Here is a 21,004-nt window from a genome sequence, read left to right on the forward strand (position 1 = left end):
TGTCGCCGACGCTTTTGAAAACGGATCCCCGCCGCTCTGCCTACATTTCAACTTTTGCCACTTCGTAGCTCTTAGGTCTTGAACAGCTGAATAATTATGCTCAAACGTTGTTGTATTCATTGGGCAATTGCACTGATTGCCACTCTCTCTATACCTGCTCAATCGATTGCATTGGGTAATCCCTCTTTTGTTTCTTCATTTCCCGCAGTCAATAACTTCAGGCTAGTCGAAGATGGCCATGCAGCCACGCTGTATCACGATGAATATGCAGATACTGCAATCAGGCAGGCGTTGATGCATTTACGGCAGGATATCCAGCGGGTCAGTGGATCGCGGCCGCGACTGGTTACGGACCAGAAAAAGTTAAAGAGTTATACGCTGATTGCCGGGCAAATCGGTAAGAGTCCGCTGATCGACCGACTGATTGCGGAACGTCAGATAGACGTCAGCACGATTGCGAATCAGTGGGAAGGCTACCTGATTCAGGTGGTGCGCAATCCTGTGGAGGGCGTGGACCAGGGGCTGGTTATTGCGGGAACGGATCGGCGCGGTACGGCTTACGGTATTTACGAGGTGAGCGAACAGATTGGTGTCTCACCCTGGTACTGGTGGGCGGATGTACCCGTAAGAGAACGAGAAAGCCTGTATATCCATAGGGATACCCGGGTGGTGGACTGGCCGCGGGTGCGTTACCGGGGAATTTTTCTAAACGATGAGGCCCCCGCGCTGACGAACTGGGTGAAGGAGAAGTATGGGGACTACAACCACAAGTTCTACGAAAAGGTTTTCGAGCTGATGATGCGCCTGAAGGCGAATTATCTGTGGCCGGCGATGTGGAACAACGCGTTCAGTGATGACGATCCGTTGAATATGGTGCGCGCGCACGAATACGGCATTGTGATGGGAACGTCCCATCACGAGCCGATGATGCGGGCGGACAAGGAGTGGAATCGCTACGGCAGGGATTTTGGTACCGGCGCCGCACGCGGGGACTGGGATTACGCAACCAATCCGGAAGGGCTCTACGATTTCTGGCTGCAGGGCGCGAAGCGCAACAAGCCCTACGACAGTATTTATACCCTTGGCATGCGCGGGCAGGAAGATACGCCCATGAGCGAGGAGCGGAATATCGGGCTGCTGGAAAAAATCGTTCATGACCAGCGGCAGATTCTCGGCAAGGTGTTTGATGATCGCCCGCTCTCCGAGGTCCCTCAGGTGTGGGCACTGTACAAAGAGGTGCAGGAATATTACGAGAATGGTATGCGGGTGCCGGAAGATGTAAGCCTGCTGTGGGCCGATGACAACTGGGGCAATATCCGCCGCTTACCCACGCCGGAGGAAAGGAACCGCAGCGGGGGCGCGGGAGTGTATTACCACTTTGATTACGTAGGCGGGCCGCGTTCCTATCGGTGGATCAATGTCACGCCCATCGCCAAAGTCTGGGAACAGATGAATCTCGCCCGGGCCTATAACGCAGATCGTATCTGGCTGGTCAATGTCGGTGACCTGAAACCGCAGGAGTTTCCCACCGAGTTTTTCCTGCGTATGGCGTGGAACCCGGAGGCGTGGCAAAAGGAACGACTACAGGAATTTGGCGAGTTGTGGGCGGCACGCGAGTTTGGCGAGACGTACGCGCGGGAAATTGCCGCGCTGGTACAGGGCTACAGCCGTCACAACGGTCGCCGCAAACCCGAGCTGATGGAGGCGGACACTTACAGCCAGCACCACTATAACGAAGCCACGAGGGTTTACACCGAGCTGGCCGAGCTTTCGCGCCGGGCAGAGGATCTTTTCCAGAAAATCGATCCCCAATACCGGGACGCATTTTTTCAACTGGTGCTTTACCCGGTCAAAGCCAGTACCGCGGTTTCCCAGATGTACATCTCCACCGCACGCAACCGTTTATACGCCAGCCAGGGGCGCGCGGAAGCCAATGACTACGCGCAAAAAGCCCGCGAACTGTTCACACTGGATGCCGACCTGAGCGAGCAGTTCCACCGTATCAATGACGGCAAGTGGAATCATATGATGTCCCAGCCGCATATCGGCTACACCCACTGGAACAACCCACCGGCCAATACACTGCCCGCCCTCGCTCATTACCGGCCGCACAGTGAAGCGGATATGGGGATTGCCGTGGAAGGTGGTGACGATTTCTGGCCGGCAGCAGGCAACCTCGCACTGCCGGAATTCAGTCCCTACGGCGAAACCAGCCACACCATCGAGATATTCAATCGCGGCACCAGGCCGTTCGATTTCGCCGTCACCACGAGTGCACCGTGGATTCGCGTGAGTACAACCGAAGGTACGGTAAAGCAGCACACGGTGCCGCTGTCTGTCGCCATCGACTGGGAAAAAGCCCCCGCAGGGCGGCACCGGGAAACGGTGGATATCCGCGGAACCGGCTGGGGTAGCGCGAAAGTTCAGGTCCACAGCTTCAAGCCAGATGCGTTGATGGCAGAAGACGCTCAAGGATATGTCGAGACCGACGGGTACATTGCCATCGACGCCGCCGGATTCACCAACAAGCGGGATGGGGCCCACGCAGGCTGGGAGGAAATTCCCCTGCACGGGCGCACCCGCTCCTCCATTTCTGTGTTTCCCGTCAGTGACCGTGTGTATGAAGACCCGGCCCATGCACCCTATGTGGAGTACGACCTGACCCTGTTCACTAGCGGGCAGATCCGCATACAGACACTGGCAGCCCCGAGCCTCAATTTTCAGCCCCAGCGCGGGCTACGCTACGCCATTGCCCTGGACGACGGCGAACCACAGGTAGTGGATATTCTGGCCGATCTATCAAAGGGCGCCTGGGAGACCGCGGTCAAAGACGGCGTGCGCAAATCTGAATCGGTTCACCGGGTGATTAATGCCGGCCGACACACACTGCGTATTTACGCGGTGGATCCCGGAGTCACCCTGCAGAAAATTTTAATCGATACCGGCGGACTGAAACCCAGCTACCTGGGGCCGCCGCAGAGCCAGTTCGTAGAGAGCCGGCCTGGAAAAATTCCCACGTTGGAGAAAAAGCCGTGAACCTGTTCCGTCTAAAAAAAAATCGCTGCCTGCTTGGCGTTATCGCTGCAGGCTTAACGTTCGGTGCCAGCGCCGAAGTCACACTGCCGAAACTGGTCAGCGATGGGATGGTGTTACAGCGGGACGCCGCAGTGAAAATCTGGGGTTGGGCAAACACCGGTGAGCAGGTACAGGTGGACTTCAATGGACATCGGTATCAGGCGGAAGCAGATGATGCGGGTGACTGGTCCATTGTGCTTCAGCCCGCCGCGGCTGGCGGCCCATACACCATGGATATCCGCGCAGAAAATCGAATCCGCCTCGAGAACATCCTGCTGGGCGATGTGTGGCTGGCCTCCGGACAGTCGAATATGGAATACCCGATCAACCGTATTGCACATCGCTTTGCTTCCGAAATCGCCACTGTGGATAACGACCGCATCCGTCAGTTTCAGGTAGCGCAGGCCTACGATTTCAATGCGCCACAGCCGGACCTCGAGAGTGGACAGTGGCTGCCAGCCACCCAGCGCAATATCCAGAACTTTTCCGCGGTGGCCTATTTTTTTGCGGACCACGTCCAGCAGAGTGAACAGGTACCCATCGGTATTATCAACAGCAGCCTCGGCGGTTCCCCGGCTGAGGCCTGGGTTAGCGAGGAAACGCTACAGCGCTTTCCCGCGCACCTCACGGAGAAGAAAAAGTTTGAAGACCTCCAGTTAATCGAAAATATCCAGCGCGAAGACCGCGCCCGCAGTGAGCGCTGGTATACCACCGCGGCCCAAAAAGATCGCGGCCAGCAGCCGGAGAAAACGCCCTGGTATGCGCCCGAGCTGGATACCGGTAACTGGCTGACATTCTCCGTTCCCGGTTACTGGGCGCAACAGGCCGGCATCGATGAGAAAGGTATTTTCTGGCTGCGCAAAACCATACACCTGCCGCAAAGCCTGGCGGGAAAACCGGGGCTTCTGGAACTGGGGCGTATCGTCGATGCCGATGAGACCTGGATCAACGGCCACCAGGTGGGCAACACCACCTACCTGTATCCGCGGCGACGCTATCAGGTCCCGGAACACCTGCTGCGGGCGGGCGAAAACAGTATCGCGATTCGTGTCACCAACAGCGGTGGTACCCGCGGTGGCTTTGTGCCGGATAAACCCTACCGGCTGACGATAGATGGCCAGCGCTTTGATCTCCGCGGCCAGTGGCACTTCAAGAAGGCTGCACAGATGCCGCAATTGCCCGGGCAGACTTTTGTGCGCTGGAAACCCACGGGGCTCTACAACGCCATGCTGCACCCGCTGCAGAATTACCGTATCCGCGGCGCCCTCTGGTACCAGGGAGAATCCAATGTGGGGCGCGCGCAGGAATATACAGAATTATTCCCGGCACTGATCCGCGACTGGCGCGCGGGGTGGCGACAGGGTGCCGGGCAGCAATCCCTGCCTTTCCTGTTTGTGCAGCTGGCGAATTTTCTGGAACCGCAATCCTCCCCCAAGGAGAGCGACTGGGCGGAACTGCGCGAGGCGCAAGCCTCTGCGCTGGATTTGCCGGAAACCGCCATGGCAGTGACCATCGACGCCGGTGAATGGAACGATATCCACCCTCTCGACAAAAAGACCGTGGGGCAGCGACTGGCACTGGCAGCAGAGAAGCTCGTCTACGGCCGTCAATCCACGGTAGCAGCTGGCCCGCGACTAAAGTCCGCAGACTTTACCGACAACAAAGCCGTGCTGAATTTTGTCCACACCCAGGGCGGCCTGATCGCCACACCCTGTAGTAATGACTGCAACCATCGCGAAGCCACATCGCCGCTATTTGAATTTGCCATTGCCGGAAGCGACGGCAAGTTTTACTGGGCCAATACCCGTATCGCTGGCGATACCGTGGAGGTGTGGAGCGAGCAGGTGAGCAACCCGCAGTCGGTGCGCTACGCCTGGGCGGACAACCCCGCCGAAGCCAACCTGTACAACGGCGCGGGCTTACCCGCCGAGCCGTTTCAAGTTCTTCGGGCGCCTCAGGAAGAGTCCGCATCCGCAGTAAAAGCAGGAGAACCACAGTGAATTATCGACAACTGGGAAAAACTGGTTACCGCGTCAGTGAAATCGGCCTCGGTTGCTGGCAGCTGGGGGGCGATTTCGGGCCCCTGGCGGGAGACACCGCCAGCGACATACTGGAAGCCGCAGCCACCCACGGCATTAACTTCTGGGATAGCGCGGACGTGTACGGTGGCGGCGAAAGCGAGCAGCGTATTGGCAACTTCCGGCAAAAACCGGACAACCTGGTGGTCGCAACCAAGGTGGGACGTGGGGCCGGTCTGTATCCAGACGGCTACAGTCTCGCCGCGGTGCGCGCCAGCCTGGAAGCGTCCCGGCAAAGACTCGGGGTAGATGCCATCGACCTGGCACAGCTGCACTGCGTGCCACCGGCGATTCTCAAACAGGGCGATATTTTTCAGTGGATGGAATCGTTGAAGCACAGCGGCCTGATCCGTCATTACGGCGCCAGTGTGGAAACCATCGAGGAAGCCTTCAGCTGCCTGCAACAACCCGGCCTTGCATCGCTGCAGATCATTTTCAACCTGTTCCGCCAAGATGCGGCGGAAGCTCTGCTGGATGCCGCACAAGAAAAAAACGTGGGGATTATTGTGCGCCTGCCCCTGGCCTCCGGCCTGCTCTCCGGAAAATTCACCCGCGATACGCGTTTTTCGGAAAGCGACCATCGCCACTACAACCGTGACGGTGCCGCCTTCTCCGTGGGCGAGACCTTTGCAGGTATCCCGTTTGAAAAAGGCGTGGAACTGGCCCAGGGAATAAATAGCCTGCTGCCGGAGAACAGTGATCAGGCCTCTCAAGCCCTGCGCTGGATTCTGGATCACCCGGCGGTATCCACCGTAATTGCCGGCGCATCCAGTCCACAACAGATTGCCAGCAATGCCTCGGCCAGTGATCTTGCACCGCTGCCCGAATCAACGCACCAGACACTGAAAAGCTACTACCTACAACAGGTTCGTCCGCATATTCGCGGGGTCATCTGAACGCCCGCGAATCCATACGAGCGCCGAGACGGTTCCGTCGGCGTGCGAATGATGGCAGGCGTCAGGAATTCAATAAAATAAAAAGGAGAAGACCATGGCTGCAACAAAGGGCATCAATAAACTGGCGAGGGGCTGCGTGTTGGTACTGGCCACGGCTTTCTGTGGTTTATCTTATGCGCAGGCTGAGCCGGGGGTGAGCGAAAATATCCGCGTTAACCAGCTGGGCTTTTCCCCGCGATCGGAAAAAATCGCGCTACTTGTCATCCAGGACGCGCCGGTGGATTCCTCCAGGTTTGTGGTGCGCTCCGCAAAAACCGGCAACGCAGTAATGGAGGGAGCGCTGCAGGTGGGCCGTGACAAGACCTGGAGCGGACAACGCACACTGCTGGCGGATTTCTCCCACCTGAAAACATCCGGTCGCTACTATCTGGAAATTTCCGGACCTGGCGATACGGAGGTCATCCGCTCAACGCCGTTCGAGGTCGGTGACACCGTGTTCCAGGACCTCGCGACTGCCAGCCTTAAAGCGTTTTATTACCAGCGCGCCTCAACGGAACTCAAGGAAATTCACGCGGGCCCGTGGCACCGCGCGGCCGGTCACCCGGACGACAAAGTTTTGATACATCCTTCCGCCGCCAACCGGGCACGCGTGGCCAATACCATCGTATCCGCCCCCAAAGGCTGGTACGACGCCGGCGACTACAACAAATACGTGGTCAACAGCGGTATCACCATGGGAACCCTGATGAGCGCCTTCGAGCGCTACCCGGATTATTTTTCTACACAGTCCCTGAATATTCCCGAATCTCAAAATGCGCTGCCGGATATTCTCGACGAGGTGCGCTACAACCTTGACTGGCTCAGCGCCATGCAGGACCCGACGGACGGCGGTGTTTACCACAAGCTCACCACCGCCGGGTTCGAGGGCATGATTGCCCCGCATCAGGCCACACAACCCCGCTACATGGTGCAGAAAACCACCGCCGCCACCCTGGATTTCGCCGCGGTGATGGCGCAGGCCTCGCGGGTGTATGCACCCTACGACGCGCAGGGCAGCAAACAGTACTTGCAGGCGGCACAGGCGGCCTGGAAATGGGCGCAACAACATCCCGCGGTGCACTACCGGCAGGACAAACTCAACCAGCAATTTGACCCGGATATCACAACCGGTGCCTACGGCGATGAACAGCTGGCCGACGAGCAACTGTGGGCTGCGGCTGAACTGTACCTGGCGACCGGGCATACGGATTTCTGGCGGGTCATCAGTGACGCCCCCCTGGAATACAGCCTGCCCAATTGGGCGGATGTACGCTGGCTGGGATACTACAACTTGCTCGCCCACAAAGATCAGCTGCCACAAGACAGTAATCGCTGGCGCAGTGCCATCGAGAAAAACCTGGTCGTCGCCGCCCGTGAGCTGAAGGAAGCGGGCAGCAAAAATGCTTACCGGGTGCCCATGCTCAGCGACCCGAAAAACTTCGTATGGGGCAGCAACGCGGTGGCCGCCAACCAGGGCATCCTGTTTCTGGAAGCATTTCGTATTACCGGTGACCAGGCCTTCCTGAACAGCGCACAAGCCACCCGGGATTATCTGCTGGGCCGCAATGCCACCGGTTACTCCTACGTCACCGGCTTCGGCCACAAAACCCCAATGCACCCCCATCACCGCCTGGCCGCAGCGCGCCCGGACCGGCCTCCACTGCCCGGCTTCCTGGTCGGCGGGCCAAATCCGGCACAGCAGGATGACTGTGCATACCCGAGCAAGGTTGCCGATCAGTCCTATGTGGATCACGTGTGCAGTTACGCCAGTAATGAAATCGCCATCAACTGGAATGCGCCCCTGGCCTACCTGGCCAACGGGCTAAGTGCCATCGAAAACCAGTATGCCGAGAGCCATTCCCATCATGAGTAAATCGTTCAAGCGTCTGGCCGCAACGTTTCTTTTCTCAGTACCGCTAGTCAGCGCGGCCATGTCTGCAGAAATAGAAATACAAGGCGAGCGGCGCGCGCCCGCCGCAACCACGCAGGAAGGCCTGGCGACAAGCAACCGGAAAACCGGCGAGGCCGCCACTTTCGACCGGTTCGAGTACCGGGGCGAAGACCCGGTTTTCGAAAAGCCGGTCTCGAGCTACCAGTACCGCAACCCGATTCTCGCCGGTTACTATCCCGACCCGAGCATCGTGCAGGTAGGAGCCGATTATTATCTGGTGAACTCCAGCTTCGCCCACTTTCCCGGAATACCGATTTTCCACAGCCGCGACCTGATCAACTGGAAGCAGCTCGGACATGTGATCGATCGCCCCGGGCAGCTGGACTTTTCCGGCCTCGGAATTTCCCGTGGCGTATTCGCGCCGGCTATCTCCCATTACCGGGATAGGTTTTATCTGGTGAGTACCTGCGTCGATTGCGGCGGTAACTTTGTTGTCACCGCAAACGATCCGGCAGGTCCCTGGTCGGATCCGGTGTGGCTACCGGATGTAGGCGGGATCGATCCCTCGCTATTTTTTGACGACGACGGCAAGGCCTATATCGTCAACAACGATGCCCCCGAGAGTGAACCGCGGTACCAAGGCCACCGCGCAATCTGGGTACAGGCATTCGACCCGGAGAAACTGGCGACTTTCGGCCCGCGCAAACAGATCGTCAACGGCGGGGTGAATATTGCGGAAAAGCCCGTATGGATCGAGGGGCCGCACCTGCTGCGCAGAAATGGCCAGCTGTACCTGACCGCCGCCGAGGGTGGCACCAGTGTGAACCACTCCCAGGTGGTGTTCAAAGGCAAGACGCCATTCGGACCCTTTACCCCCTGGAAGCACAACCCCATCCTGACCCAGCGCCATCTCGATCCAGCGCGCCATGAACCGGTCACGTCGGTAGGCCACGCGGACTTTGTGCAGGATGGCAAAGGTGACTGGTGGGCGGTGTTTCTCGGGGTGCGCCCCTACGCTGGCAACTACTACAACACCGGGCGGGAAACCTTCCTGATGCCAGTGACGTGGGAAGATGGCTGGCCGGTAATTACCCGCGGCGAGCAAACAATTCCGGCGATTGCACCGCGCCCGGCACTGCCGAGACACGCCGCCCACCACATCCCCACCAGTGGCAACTTTACCCTGCGCGACGAGTTCGACCAGCCGCACTTGCCCATGCACTGGCTGCAATTGCGCACGCCCGACAAATCTCCCGATACCCGCCAGTGGTACGACCTGCAGCAATCACCCGGCAGTCTACAGCTCACCCCAACCGCCACCGGCCTCGGCGATACCGGCAATCCTGCATTTCTCGCACGTCGCCAGCAACACCAGTACGCTGTGGCAAGCACGCGCCTTCGATTTACCCCGGATGCAGATACCCGGGCGGGGATGGCGGTATTTCAGAACCGGGAGCACTTCTATTTTTTCGGTATCGGTCGCACCCCCAACGGCACTCCGAATATCCTGGTAAAACGCCGCAATGGCAAAGGCAATCTCGACGGGGAAACAGTGGCCAGCCGTCCACTGGAACAGTCTCCGGACACGCCGGTGGATATCGAGCTGCGTATCCGTGCGCGGGCTTCTGAGTACGACTTTTACTACCGGCTCAGGGACAAAACACCCGCTGCTCGCGACTGGCAACCACTACTCGTGTCGGCGGATGGGCGTGTAGTCAGTACCCAGCGGGCGGGCGGATTTGTCGGCGCGGTAATCGGGCTGTACGCATATCGAGCGCACTCGGAAAACAGGAAGTGACCCAACGGTCTGAGCCGTCCTCCTCCCCCCCGGGGGAGGACGCACCGTCGCCCCTCTGCTGGCACACTAAAGTTGTACAATTGCGCCTACGCCATTGGGAGCTGCCACCCCCACTGGCTTAGCGACAAGCTCAGCAGAACCGGTTCAAGCCATGCTACTAGCCTCAAAGTACAGCCTCCCCGACTGCCCGGAACACACTCTGCAACGGCCGCGCCTGCTGTCGTTGCTGGAGCAGAGCCAGAGCGACCAGCTACTGCTGGTCACTGCACCGGCGGGCTATGGCAAAACAACTCTGGTCACCTCCTGGGCCGCGGAGCAGGACAACCCGGTAGCCTGGGTCTCCCTCGATAGCGGCGACAATGAGCCCGGCCAGTTCTGCCGCTATCTGGTGGAAAGCGTGCACCGCGCTACCGGCAACGGTGTACCGGAAACCAGCAAGATTATCGCCGCCCAGCAAAATCCCGACCCCTCCCTGGTGATCAGCCAGATGCTGGCGGAACTGCGCCAGCTGCCCAGCGAGCTGCGCATCGTCCTCGACGATTACCACCAGATAGACAACCCCGTGGTGCACGACGCCACCCGCTTCCTGCTGCGCCATGCCCCCGCCGGTATCGGCGTGGTCATCACCAGTCGCAGCCAACCGCCGCTGGGCCTCGGTGCCCTGCGTCTGCAGGGACGATTGCTGGAATTGAGCGCGGAAGATCTGGCCCTGACCACCGACGAGACCACCCAGCTACTGGCCCGGCGCCTGCCATTCACCCTCGGCAGCGACCGCGTGGCACAGCTGCACCAGCTGTCGGAAGGCTGGCCACCGGCGATACAGATGTTCGCCCTGTCGGTACGCAACCAGGAGGAAGTGGACCGCTATCTGGGAGAGCTGGAACAGGGACACGGCCACATTCTCGACTACCTCGCCGAAGAGGTACTGGAGCGACTCGAACCGGAGCTGCGCCAACTGCTCGCGCGCACCTCGATCCTCACCCGCGTCAACGGCCTGCTGGCGGAGCGCCTCAGCGGCCAGGACAATGGCCAGCAGCAACTGGAGAGCGCGGCCAGCCGCGGCCTGTTCCTGCAAGCGCTGGACTCCAGCCGACAGTGGTTCCGTTTTCACCCGGTTTTTGCCCGCTTCCTGCAGCGCCAGCTGGGCGATGGTGCCGCGCTGACCAGCCTGCACCAGACCGCCAGCGATACCTGGCAGGAACTCAAGCAACCGCTCGAGGCCCTGCGCCACGCACTGCAGGCCGAAGACCGCGAGCGGGTACACAACCTGCTGGCCATCTACGGTGAGCAGTTCCTGCGCGAGGGACAGTTCCGGGTACTGAACGACAGCCTCAGCTGGCTCGGTGAAGACCAGATCCAGCGCCACGCCCCCTTTGCCCTGCTGGCCGCGCGCCTGGCTCGCGACAGCTTTGATTACGACCGCTGCAACAAGCTGCTGGCCTCGGCCGAGAGCTGGCTGCAGCGGGAAGACCCCAAGCAGTGGCACGAATTCGAGGGCGCCTTCGCCGCCATGCGCGCGCAGGTTTCCGTATCCCGCGGCCAGATTCTCAAGGCCAAGGAATACGCACAGGAAGCGCTGGAGCTGCTGCCCCCAGATCAGGACAGTGAGCGTATCGCCGCGCAGCTGGTGATCGGTGAAACCAGTTTCTGCCTGGGCGAGCTGGACCAGGCGATGCACCATATGGAAGCCGTGGAAAAGGCCACCCTGGCCCGTCAGGACATCCCCAACGCGGCCTGGGCCCTGTGTCAGCAGACGGAAATCGCCTTTGCCAACGGCCTGCTGAAAAAAGCCGCCGCACTGCAGGCCCGCGTGCAGCGACTGATCGAGGAACACCACCTGGTGGGCCTGCCGATCTCCGAGTTCATCTATCGACTGAAAGGCCAGCTGCAGTGGGAAGCCGGTGACCTGGACGGCGCTGCGGAATCCGCGCGCCGGGGTATGCAGATCAACCGCAAGGTGGGCGAGCGCTGGCTGCTGCCGGAGTACACCCTGCTGCTGAAAGTCGCTCTGGCCCGCGGCGACAAGGACGAGTGCCTGGAGTGGATGGAGCGGGTGGAACACCTGCTGGCGGGAGAGCAATACCACCGCGACTGGATCGCCAACGCCGACGCCGCGCGCATGCGCGTGTGGCAGGCTCTGGAAAACACCGATGCCATCGCCAGCTGGCAGGAGCAGGCGGAGCCGGTAGCGGACCGCCCCGCCAACCATTTCGAACAGTGCCACGGGCGCAACCATGTGCGCGCGCTCATCTCCCTGCACCGCTGGTCCGATGCCAACCGCCTGCTGGGCCGCCTGCAACAGGTGGCCGAGGAGTGCGGTCTGGTCACAGACCAGCTGCGCAACCGGGTTCTCGCCACCCACCTGGCATGGCTGCGCGAGCGCCCGCAACAGGCCCTGGAAAATATCCGCGCGGCCCTCGACATCCTGCAGGAGAGCGACCTCACCGCCAGCGTACTGCAGATCGGGAAACCACTGATCGTGGTGCTGAAAGCGGCACTGGCGGAAACCGGCGAGCAGGCGCTCACGGACGCGCAGAGCGAGAAAGCCCAGCAGCTGATCAAGCTGGCACAGCAGCAGCCGGAACTGGGGGGCGGTATCCGCATCGAGCTGGACGAGACTATCGTGCGCGAAATCCTCGCCAGCGACGCGGTGCCCGATTTTCTCAGGCACTCACCACTGACGCCGCGGGAGTGGCAGGTACTGAATGCCATTCACTCGGGGCTCTCCAACGAGCGCATCGCCCGGCATTTCAAGGTCGCGCCGAGCACCATCAAGACCCATATCCGCAGCCTGTACCAGAAGCTGGACGTGAAGGATCGCCAGCAGGCGATCGCTCTGGCGGAGCAGTTGTTGCGCTCGGTGCAGGATAAGCCCTGAGCAACCTCCAAAGTGGCCGTATTCGCGGAGCATCCACCCCGTAAAGAGGCTCTCACCGGTAAGTTTCTCTCCCCCCTCCTCCCCTGCAAGGGAGGAGGTAAGGGATCACCGGCACCGCCATACTGACCCTAACCTAATAAGTATCACAAAACGGACTATAGGCATGAGCGGTAATCCCAACAGCAACAACACCGGGGAATGGTGGCGCAACAGCGTTATCTACCAGATTTACCCCCGCAGCTTTTGCGACGCCAACGGCGACGGTATCGGCGATCTTCAGGGGATCTGCCGCAAGCTCGGCTATGTGAAATCCATTGGTGTCGATGCCATCTGGATTTCTCCGTTCTTCAAATCCCCGATGGTGGACTTCGGCTACGATGTTTCCGATTACCGGGACGTTGACCCGATCTTCGGCAACCTCGACGACTTTGACCTGGTGATCGAGAAAGCCCACGAACTGGGCCTGAAGGTCATCATCGACCAGATCCTGAGCCACACCTCGGACCTGCACCCCTGGTTCGAAGAGAGCCGCCAGAACCGCGACAACCCCAAGGCCGACTGGTACGTGTGGGCAGACGCGAAAGAAGATGGCAGCGCACCGAATAACTGGATGTCAAACTTCGGCGGCAGCGCCTGGCGCTGGTGCACCCGTCGCCGCCAGTACTACCTGACCAACTTCCTCAAGGAACAGCCGGACCTGAACCTGCACAACCCGGAAGTCCAGGAACAGCTGCTGGCAGACCTGAAATTCTGGCTCGACCGCGGCGTCGATGGGTTCCGCCTGGACGCCATCAACCACGCATTCCACAACCGTTCGCTGCAGGACAATCCGCCGCGTCCGGTGAAGCTCGACAAGAACGGCCTGCCCCCGGTGAACAGCTACGAATACCAGTGGCATATCCACGACAAATCCCAGCCGGAGAACCTCGAGTTCCTGCATCGGGTGCGCCTGTTGATGGACCAGTACCCGGGCTCCACCACCGTGGGTGAAGTGGGTGACGACAACACCCACAAAATCATGGCCGATTACACCACCGAGCAACGCCTGCACATGGCGTACTCCTTCGACCTGCTGGCGGAAGACTGCAGTGCGCAATTCCTGCGCGAAACCCTGGAGAAGAACCGCCGCGTGACCGAGGAAGGCTGGCCCTGCTGGTCCATTTCCAACCACGATGTACCGCGCTCCTTTACCCGCTGGAACAAAGGGTTTGATACCGAAATCGCTATGGCCCGCGCGCCCCTGTTCCTGCTGATGCAGCTGATGCTGCGCGGCAGCGTATGTCTGTATCAGGGCGAAGAACTGGGCCTGCCGGAGGCGGACGTGGCGTTCGAGGATCTGCAGGATCCCTACGGCATCAACCTGTGGCCGGAGTTCAAGGGTCGCGACGGTTGCCGTACACCCATGCCCTGGTTCAACGGTGGCGAGGTCAATGCCGGCTTCTCCAAGGTAAAACCCTGGCTGCCGGTTGCCGAGGAACACTACCACCTGGCGGTATCCCTGCAGGAAGACGACCAGCACTCGATGCTGAACCGTTTCCGCACGCTGCTGAAATGGCACGCGGAACTGACCCCGGCACTGGCCACCGCGGAGCAGCAGATTTTCGATACCGAAAACGATCTGCTGGTATTCGAACGCCGCACCCACGACGAATGTTATTTCGTTGCCCTGAACCTCGGCAGCGAAGCCGCATCCCTGGCGCTGCCGGAACAATTGGCCGATTGCGAGGACATTACCCCGGCAGAGTTCGGCGGCAACATCGCCGGCTCGGCAATCGAACTTCCGGTTGCCGGTGCGCGGGTTTTGCGTCGTAAAACGTCATAAATTCAAACGAAAAGAAAAACACAAAAACGCTCGTGAGGAATTCGGCGCTTATTGTGAAAAAAGGTAAGAAATTGGCGCGAGGTTAACTGCCTGTGCCGAACCTTGGGCAGCCCACAGGCTCAAAAGGTTACCTCTCAATAAGATCGTCAACATTTGTTGCTCTCTCGTCAAAGCACGATTCCAGACCTTCTGGAAAGTTTGAAGCCGGCTACTTAGCCGGCTTTTTTTTGCCCGCCATTTCATGCACTTCTGCGGTCGACGCCTTACTCGCACATATCACTGCTGCCCCGGCCGATCGCCGAATCGACTGTTAGAAATAGGAAAAAAGTCCCACAAGCCCATCTATAGAAACTCATATAAGCGGCGTCCCCGTCATTCTGATTGAATGTAAAAAGCGCCAAATCCGCACCCTACCATGCCTCTCACTTGCCCTGGTGCCGTCCACCGGAACCGGATGCAGGCTCATCCCGCGGCCAAATCGGGATACACCGACGCGCCGCTTTGGGGAAATTCACAGGCTCAGGTTATGCACTCGCTGCAGGGACTCGTTCGTCCCGGAAAAACCGGCCTGCAATTGGCTCGCAAGAGCAGATGAGGTACGCATGCAACGCCCTTCCACTTTTCTGAAAAGCACGTTCAAGAAATTCATGCTTGGCAGCAGTCTGGTACTGGCGGCATCCGCGGTATTTGCACCGCTTGCCCAGGCCGGGGATTACCCGTATCCCTATCAGCAACACAGATCCATGACCGACGGCAGTGCCTGGTGGCGCCGCGATGTGGTTGGGGGAACGCCGCATATCATCATCGACATCAGTGAGCAGCGCGCCTATTTTTACAAAGGCGGTCGCCTCGCCGGTATTTCTCCGGTAGCCACCGGCATCGCCGGTTATCGCACGCCCACGGGCAGCTTCCGCGTATCGGAAAAAGATATCGACCACCGCTCCAACCTGTTCGGCCACTATGTGGACCGCGCCGGCTATGTGCGTAAATCCAGTGTCGATGTACGCCGTGACAGACGCCCTGCGGGCACCGTGTTCCGCGGCGCCTCCATGGACTTCTTCATGCGGGTGAATGGCGCTGTAGGCATGCATGCGGGCAAGGTAACCGGGCGCCCGGAATCTCACGGCTGTATCCGCCTGCCCTGGCATATGGCAAAAATCTTTTATGAAAATTCGCCGGTGGGCACCAAGGTGACCATTCGCCAGTAACATCACCCAGTAACATCGCCCAGTGCAATAACGGGTAAATAGCAGGCAAATAAAAAGGGCAGCCATCGGCTGCCCTTTTTTATTTTTGATATCGCTAAATTACCCCAAACTGCCCAGCACACTGCGCATGGTCCAGAAATCCCACCCCTCTGGCAGCAGCGCGCGATCTTCCTCGCTGGCCACGATTCCGCGGCGGTGTTCCGGCCACGCCAATACCGCGACACCCTCATAACCGGTAAAGCGGTGGAACAGGACCGGGGCGGACAGCTTGCGCTCCAGTTGTTCGCACAGCGGATGCCAGGACAGCGGCAATTGTCGGCGCGCCCGTGACCAGTCGCGCTCGTTCTCCGGCTCCGATTCCTGCATCGGCAAATTGACGTTTTCGAGTTGCGCGCTGTGGCGAGTATGACTGGCCTCCAGCGCGCTGGAATCCGGCAGTGTAAGCACGCCCATGGCCTGCTGCTGCGCACACAGCACACAGGCATCGATGGACAATCCCAGTTGCGTACCGCGTTCTACCGGGACAAACCAGTCGTGCCCCGCGGGTACCTGCCACTCGCAGAAACCACAGGTGCCGCTGTCGGCAGAATCCGGCTCAATGGCAGAAAGCTTCTGCGCAACCTTACCCGGTGCCCAGAAGTTGGCCTCGTCGCCGGGGAAAAACTCCTGGGCATACTGGCTCACATGCCAGTGGAAACTGAAGCCGGCGGCAACGCGGGTGCGGTCCCGCGGTCCCAGACTGCGAAAACCGCGGTGGTTTACCTTCGCCAGGCAGTACTCACAGGCGTGCGTGGCGTCCAGCCCCGGGGCGGCGAGCGCCTCGCGTGCGGTACCGATCCACACTGCCTGCGCGGGATCTTCCAGAGCGCCACAGCAGCTTGCCAGGTGCACGCGCTGGAAAAACTCCTGCCGCACCTGCTGATCCTCCACTGCGGCCACATCCACCGCGTAAACCATCACCGGGTGCCCGCGATACATCCAGCCGTGCTCGGTCTGGTCCAGATCGCCCAGGGTCACTTCCATGCCCTTGATCAGGACCTGCTCGATGGAGCCATCCGGCAGCTCGGTCTCCGCCTCGGGTTCGGGAGACGCCACGGCTTCCGCCTCGGGCACAGCCTGCAGTGCGGTATCGCCATCGGCGTCCGCCACAACAGGTGCAGAAGCCCCCATGCCACTAATGGCCTGAGTGAGCGCTTCCAGATGCCGGCTCCAGCGTCCCATCAGAAGGACTCCTCAAGGATGCTGTGGATCTTGGTTTCAGAATTGGTAATCACGCGAAAGGCCACCCGCTTGGATTGGTCGATATTCTCACTGCCATCCGCATTGTATATGGGCCGCGACGATGAATATCCGACTGCCGCCACATTCTGCATCATCCACCGGTTGTAGGACGTGACCGCATCCAGGGTGTAGACAAAGCGCAGTACCGAGCGCGCGCGATCCTGCGACAGGCGCAGGTTGTTGAAGTACATCGCGTGGCGATCGCTGGACTGCCCCCAGCCGGAGCTGGTGTGCCCCTCGATCCGCACCGCGTCAATAGACGCCCGGAAGGGGGCGAGCACGTTCATATAACGCGGGAAGAATTCCTCGAACACCACCTGGTAGCTCGCATTGAGCTGCGCCTCACCGGTCTCAAACATGGCATCGGAGTTATTGAAGGCAATGGTCAGGGTATCGCGATTGATGGTGGCTCCCCAACGGCGCAGGTCCGGGGCGAACTCCCGCTGCAGGGACTCATAGATCGCCAGCTGGTTTTCCTTGTAGGACATGGCGATGGTGCGGATTTTTTCCCGCTCGATCATCACCGAGCGCATCATCGCCACCGCGATACACAGGAACACCATCATCAGGCCAGCCATCAGGTCCGACACACTGATCCAGGAGGCATCCCCTTCGCCTCTCTCGCCACCGGCCCCCTTACCGTATCCCCGGCTTCGTCCCTGAGTTCCCGGCCACTGGGCCATTAGGCGATTTCCTCACGGGGGCTGTGCGCCTGCTGCTCGGCGCGTCCGGCGGATTCTGACAGACGCTGCATCTGCCCAATCAACTGGCGGTAATCCCGCGTGAACTGTCCACTGATCGCTGCCAGCGCCTGCCCCATAGCGCTGATCACGCCCTCGATTTCCTCTTCCATCCGGCGCTCTACCATCTGGTACTGCTTGCCGATGGTGTTTTCCGAATCGCCAATGCTCTTGCGGATAACGTGACTGAGGGCATCGACCATTTCCTTATGGGTGCGCGCCTGCTGCAGCGCCAGCTCCTGCATACCATTGCGGTGGGTGGTAACCGATTCCTGTACCAGGGACTGGATAAAGTCCGCGTCCAGGCTCGACATTTTCTCGAATGCACCGGAAACCGCCTGTATCTGGGCGCCGAGCAATTCGCTCTGCTGGGCAATACTGACCAGGGACTGCTTCATATCGCTGGTCATCACCTGCTGCACCACATCGATACCATCCACAAACTGTGCAATGCGATCGCCCAGCTGCGGCATGACTTCCTGAACCTGCGCACTGACTTGTCCGTAACGCTCCAGCTGCACGTTGAGTGCCTGCATCTGCTCGCGCACATCCTTGCCGAAGCCCTGCATGCCCTCAAAGAATTGCGGCACTTCCGCCAGCTGCTGATGTACCTGCTGCAGATCACGCGCCACCTGCACCATACCGATCACCGCGGTGTCACAGTGCTCGGACCAGTACTCGACGCGCTCCTCGTGCGCCTTGTACTCCTTGCTCAGTGTTGCCACCATCGCATCGAACTGGGCGAAGTTCTCACCAAAACGCGTCATATTCTCGCCGAACTGTGATTCCACACGCTCGTTGAAGCGCTGCACCACCTGCTCCATTTCCGCAACCAGGGAGCGGGAGATCTGCTCGGAAAATTCCGTCAGCTGGTTTTCGCTCTGCTTGAGTTGGCGCTCCTGGCCTTCCACCAGGGCGGCCTGCATCTGCTGCAGGGAATGCTGGATGTCCACCAGCTCTGTCACCGGCCCGCTGCTGTCACCCGGAATCGGGATAAAGCGGGTCAGGGCGCGCAGTACGATGGAGAGACCGATACCGCACACGCTGGTGATAAACGCGGTCTTCAGGCCATCCAGCAGGGTCGCGATACTCTGGTCGATATCCACCAGACTGAATTCAAACAGCCCGATAATCACCCCGGTAAAGGTGCCGAGAATACCGAGAGAGGTCAGCAGCCCCGGTGCCTGTTCCACAAACTCGCCACCGCGACGGACAAACCGACACACCACCGCCAGCGCGAACAGTGACAACATCAGGTACAGGAATCCCTCGGTCACCGCGTCCGGGCTGAGAGCAAGAAATACAGAACGTAATAATTCAGACATGTTGTTTTTCTCGAGACTTTTTCAAATAGGTACTCAAAAAGCGTGCTCAAACAGCGTGTAATCAGCCCTTCAGTTGCAGCACAAATTCCTGAAAGGATTCCCCGGACGGCAAGCGGCCAAGGTGGTGGCTGTACAGGCGGTAATTCGGCAGCAGCCGCATCAGGTCCGCGGTGCTGCCCAGGTTGCGCGCACAGCGCTTGCTGGAAACACCGGTAACCGCCACGCGACCGTCTTCGAGCACTTCAAACATCGAAGGCCGCTCCGGCTGCTGCGCAGATTTGTATACCAGGAAATGTAACGTTGCGCCGGTATTCATACGCTCCGCCAGCAGGTCGCCCAGCGCCTGAACCTGCTCCAGGGAACAGTAATTCAGCAGATCCCAAAGGAAGGCCCCGTCCAGTCGCGCGCCCTTGTCAAAACTGAACATGGACTCACTGAAACCGGTTGCCTCACCATGGGTCTTTTTTCGCCACGCCAGGGACGCGTGCAGGTCCTCTACATACAGGGCCCCCACTTTCTTTTTGAGTGCATCGATATTGCGACCGTTTTTACGGCCACAGTCGAGCACGGTACTGCCCGCGGGCAGTGCGGCCAGCGCTTTTTCAATACCGGCAAATTCAAGACGCTCATCGTCCTTCACGGTATTGAAGTAAGCGCTGACATCCGAGGCACCCCCACTGCGCACCTGATTGCGCGACGTGACACTGTCGTATTCCAGGAAGTGCTCGGTAACATTCTGATCCATCCCTTCCCGCTTCATCAGCGAATTGAACAGGCTGAACCGGTCCATGCACTTGAGCAGGGTAACCGTGGAATGCCCCTTGGACGGGACTTCCGGGTAGTCCGGATCATCCACGTACTCGAAGCAGAAATCCTCCAGCAAGCGGAAGCGACGTGGCTTTTCCGGCTGGTTGCGGCCGGTATAGCGCATGGTGTGCAGTATCGTACCCTGCTTGAGGTGCGGCTTGAGTAACTGGATCAGGTGCTGGATCACATCCAGATCGAGGAAATTGAGCAGATCCCAGCACAGAATCACATCGAATTTCAGGTCGGCGGGTTTGGGCAGAAGGTGCGCTTCCAGCGCCGCCAGCGGATCACTGCAGGATTGGTTTTCCGTCAGGTATTCCACCAGGTCTTCGATATGACATTGGCAGTTGAGGCCGAGAAAAGCCTGGGTGGTCCCGGATGAGAGAGGTCCAAGATCGAGGATTCTGTCCCCGCTTTTGACCATCTCGGTCGTTAACGCAGCGAGGCCAAAAGAACGGTGTTGCATCGGTTATCGCAAAGGTTCGGGGCGTGAGCCTGGAGTTGAAAAGCGGCGCCGTCAGAGGGAACAGCGCCGCTGTCGAGTCATCTGCAATCAGCTATCCGCTGACTCGACTTCCTTGGCCGCATCCTTGGCGCTGTCTTTGGGGGCAAAAGACTTTTTCGCAGCAGCGGCACGCGCCGGCGCTTCATCTTTAGGCGGCAGGTTCGGGTGAACCAGCTTTTCTTTGAATTCGCTGTGACGCGCTTTCATCTCGTCATCGGTATCGACCATATCCATGGAGCCGCGGAACTTACCGCCGTCGTCCAGCTGGATACGTGGGGCGATCAGGTTGCCTTTGACTACCGCGGTGTTGCGGATCTCGATCAGCTCGTCTGCCAGCGCATCGCCAGTCAGGGTACCGTTGATCACGATATTCTGCGCGTGGATGTTCGCGTTGATCTCACCCTCGCGACCGATGGACAGGTCGTGGCCTTCCATGATCACGGTACCTTCGATGGTGCCTTCGATGTGCAGGTCTTCGGTGCCGATCAGTTCGCCGCGGAACTTGATGTTTTTACCGATCACAGAGCGATCCTTCGCCATGGTGGATTCGAGTTTGTCCGCAAACGGACGCTCGCTCGCACCATTTTCGTTCATACCGGAAAGAAAAGAATTGGAATCCAGATTCGCATCTGGCTTGGGATCGAGAGGGTTCGCCATTGTG

13 protein-coding genes are annotated in these 21,004 nt (G+C 59.5%); 8 read left to right on the plus strand and 5 right to left on the minus strand.

The genetic code is table 11. The features are described from left to right. The first annotated feature begins 294 nt into the window (after positions 1-294). From B4U49_RS07670 to B4U49_RS07705, 8 genes are all read left to right on the plus strand, one after another. Entirely contained in the window at positions 295-3,036 is a 2,742-nt protein-coding gene (locus tag B4U49_RS07670) for a glycosyl hydrolase 115 family protein (protein ID WP_239692511.1), read from the plus strand. After that, positions 3,033-5,075 carry a sialate O-acetylesterase gene (locus B4U49_RS07675; protein WP_204903011.1) on the plus strand — a complete coding sequence of 681 codons (2,043 nt, stop codon included), beginning with the start codon at positions 3,033-3,035 and terminating at the stop codon, positions 5,073-5,075. The genes B4U49_RS07670 and B4U49_RS07675 overlap by 4 nt, the downstream gene beginning before the upstream one ends. After that, positions 5,072-6,049, plus strand: a complete 978-nt coding sequence (locus tag B4U49_RS07680; RefSeq protein ID WP_078083990.1) for an aldo/keto reductase — start codon at positions 5,072-5,074, stop codon at positions 6,047-6,049. The genes B4U49_RS07675 and B4U49_RS07680 overlap by 4 nt, the downstream gene beginning before the upstream one ends. A 94-nt stretch (positions 6,050-6,143) precedes the next feature. Further along, the gene (locus B4U49_RS07685) at positions 6,144-7,961 is read left to right on the plus strand and encodes a glycoside hydrolase family 9 protein (RefSeq protein WP_078083991.1); all 1,818 of its coding nucleotides are present in this window, start codon (positions 6,144-6,146) and stop codon (positions 7,959-7,961) included. Then, a complete protein-coding gene (locus B4U49_RS07690; protein WP_204903012.1) occupies positions 7,954-9,777 on the plus strand; it encodes a glycoside hydrolase family 43 protein in 1,824 nt (607 codons plus the stop codon). The genes B4U49_RS07685 and B4U49_RS07690 overlap by 8 nt, the downstream gene beginning before the upstream one ends. A gap of 151 nt (positions 9,778-9,928) precedes the next feature. Then, positions 9,929-12,655, plus strand: a complete 2,727-nt coding sequence (gene malT, locus B4U49_RS07695) for an HTH-type transcriptional regulator MalT (protein ID WP_078083992.1) — start codon at positions 9,929-9,931, stop codon at positions 12,653-12,655. A gap of 163 nt (positions 12,656-12,818) precedes the next feature. After that, the gene (locus tag B4U49_RS07700) at positions 12,819-14,477 is read left to right on the plus strand and encodes an alpha-amylase family glycosyl hydrolase (RefSeq protein WP_078083993.1); all 1,659 of its coding nucleotides are present in this window, start codon (positions 12,819-12,821) and stop codon (positions 14,475-14,477) included. Between the two features lie 602 nt (positions 14,478-15,079). After that, positions 15,080-15,685 (plus strand): L,D-transpeptidase family protein, encoded by a 606-nt coding sequence (locus B4U49_RS07705; protein WP_239692512.1) that lies wholly within the window; start codon positions 15,080-15,082, stop codon positions 15,683-15,685. A gap of 99 nt (positions 15,686-15,784) precedes the next feature. Here B4U49_RS07705 and B4U49_RS07710 read toward each other — a convergent pair whose 3' ends face one another. The 5 genes from B4U49_RS07710 to B4U49_RS07730 form a co-directional block, all read right to left on the minus strand. Further along, a complete protein-coding gene (locus B4U49_RS07710) occupies positions 15,785-16,906 on the minus strand; it encodes a hypothetical protein (protein ID WP_078083994.1) in 1,122 nt (373 codons plus the stop codon). Beyond that, positions 16,906-17,649: an OmpA/MotB family protein gene (locus B4U49_RS07715; protein WP_078083995.1), complete on the minus strand. Its 744-nt coding sequence runs from the start codon at positions 17,647-17,649 to the stop codon at positions 16,906-16,908. Before B4U49_RS07715 ends, B4U49_RS07710 begins: the two co-directional genes overlap by 1 nt. Further along, positions 17,649-19,031, minus strand: a complete 1,383-nt coding sequence (locus B4U49_RS07720; protein WP_078083996.1) for a hypothetical protein — start codon at positions 19,029-19,031, stop codon at positions 17,649-17,651. Before B4U49_RS07720 ends, B4U49_RS07715 begins: the two co-directional genes overlap by 1 nt. Positions 19,032-19,092: 61 nt before the next feature. Next, a complete protein-coding gene (locus tag B4U49_RS07725; protein WP_143735586.1) occupies positions 19,093-20,304 on the minus strand; it encodes a class I SAM-dependent methyltransferase in 1,212 nt (403 codons plus the stop codon). 87 nt (positions 20,305-20,391) lie between these two features. Then, positions 20,392-21,000 (minus strand): bactofilin family protein, encoded by a 609-nt coding sequence (locus B4U49_RS07730; protein WP_078083998.1) that lies wholly within the window; start codon positions 20,998-21,000, stop codon positions 20,392-20,394. Positions 21,001-21,004: the final 4 nt, after the last annotated feature.

The sequence above is a fragment of the Microbulbifer mangrovi genome (assembly GCF_002009015.1).
Classification (GTDB): Bacteria; Pseudomonadota; Gammaproteobacteria; order Pseudomonadales; family Cellvibrionaceae; genus Microbulbifer; species Microbulbifer mangrovi.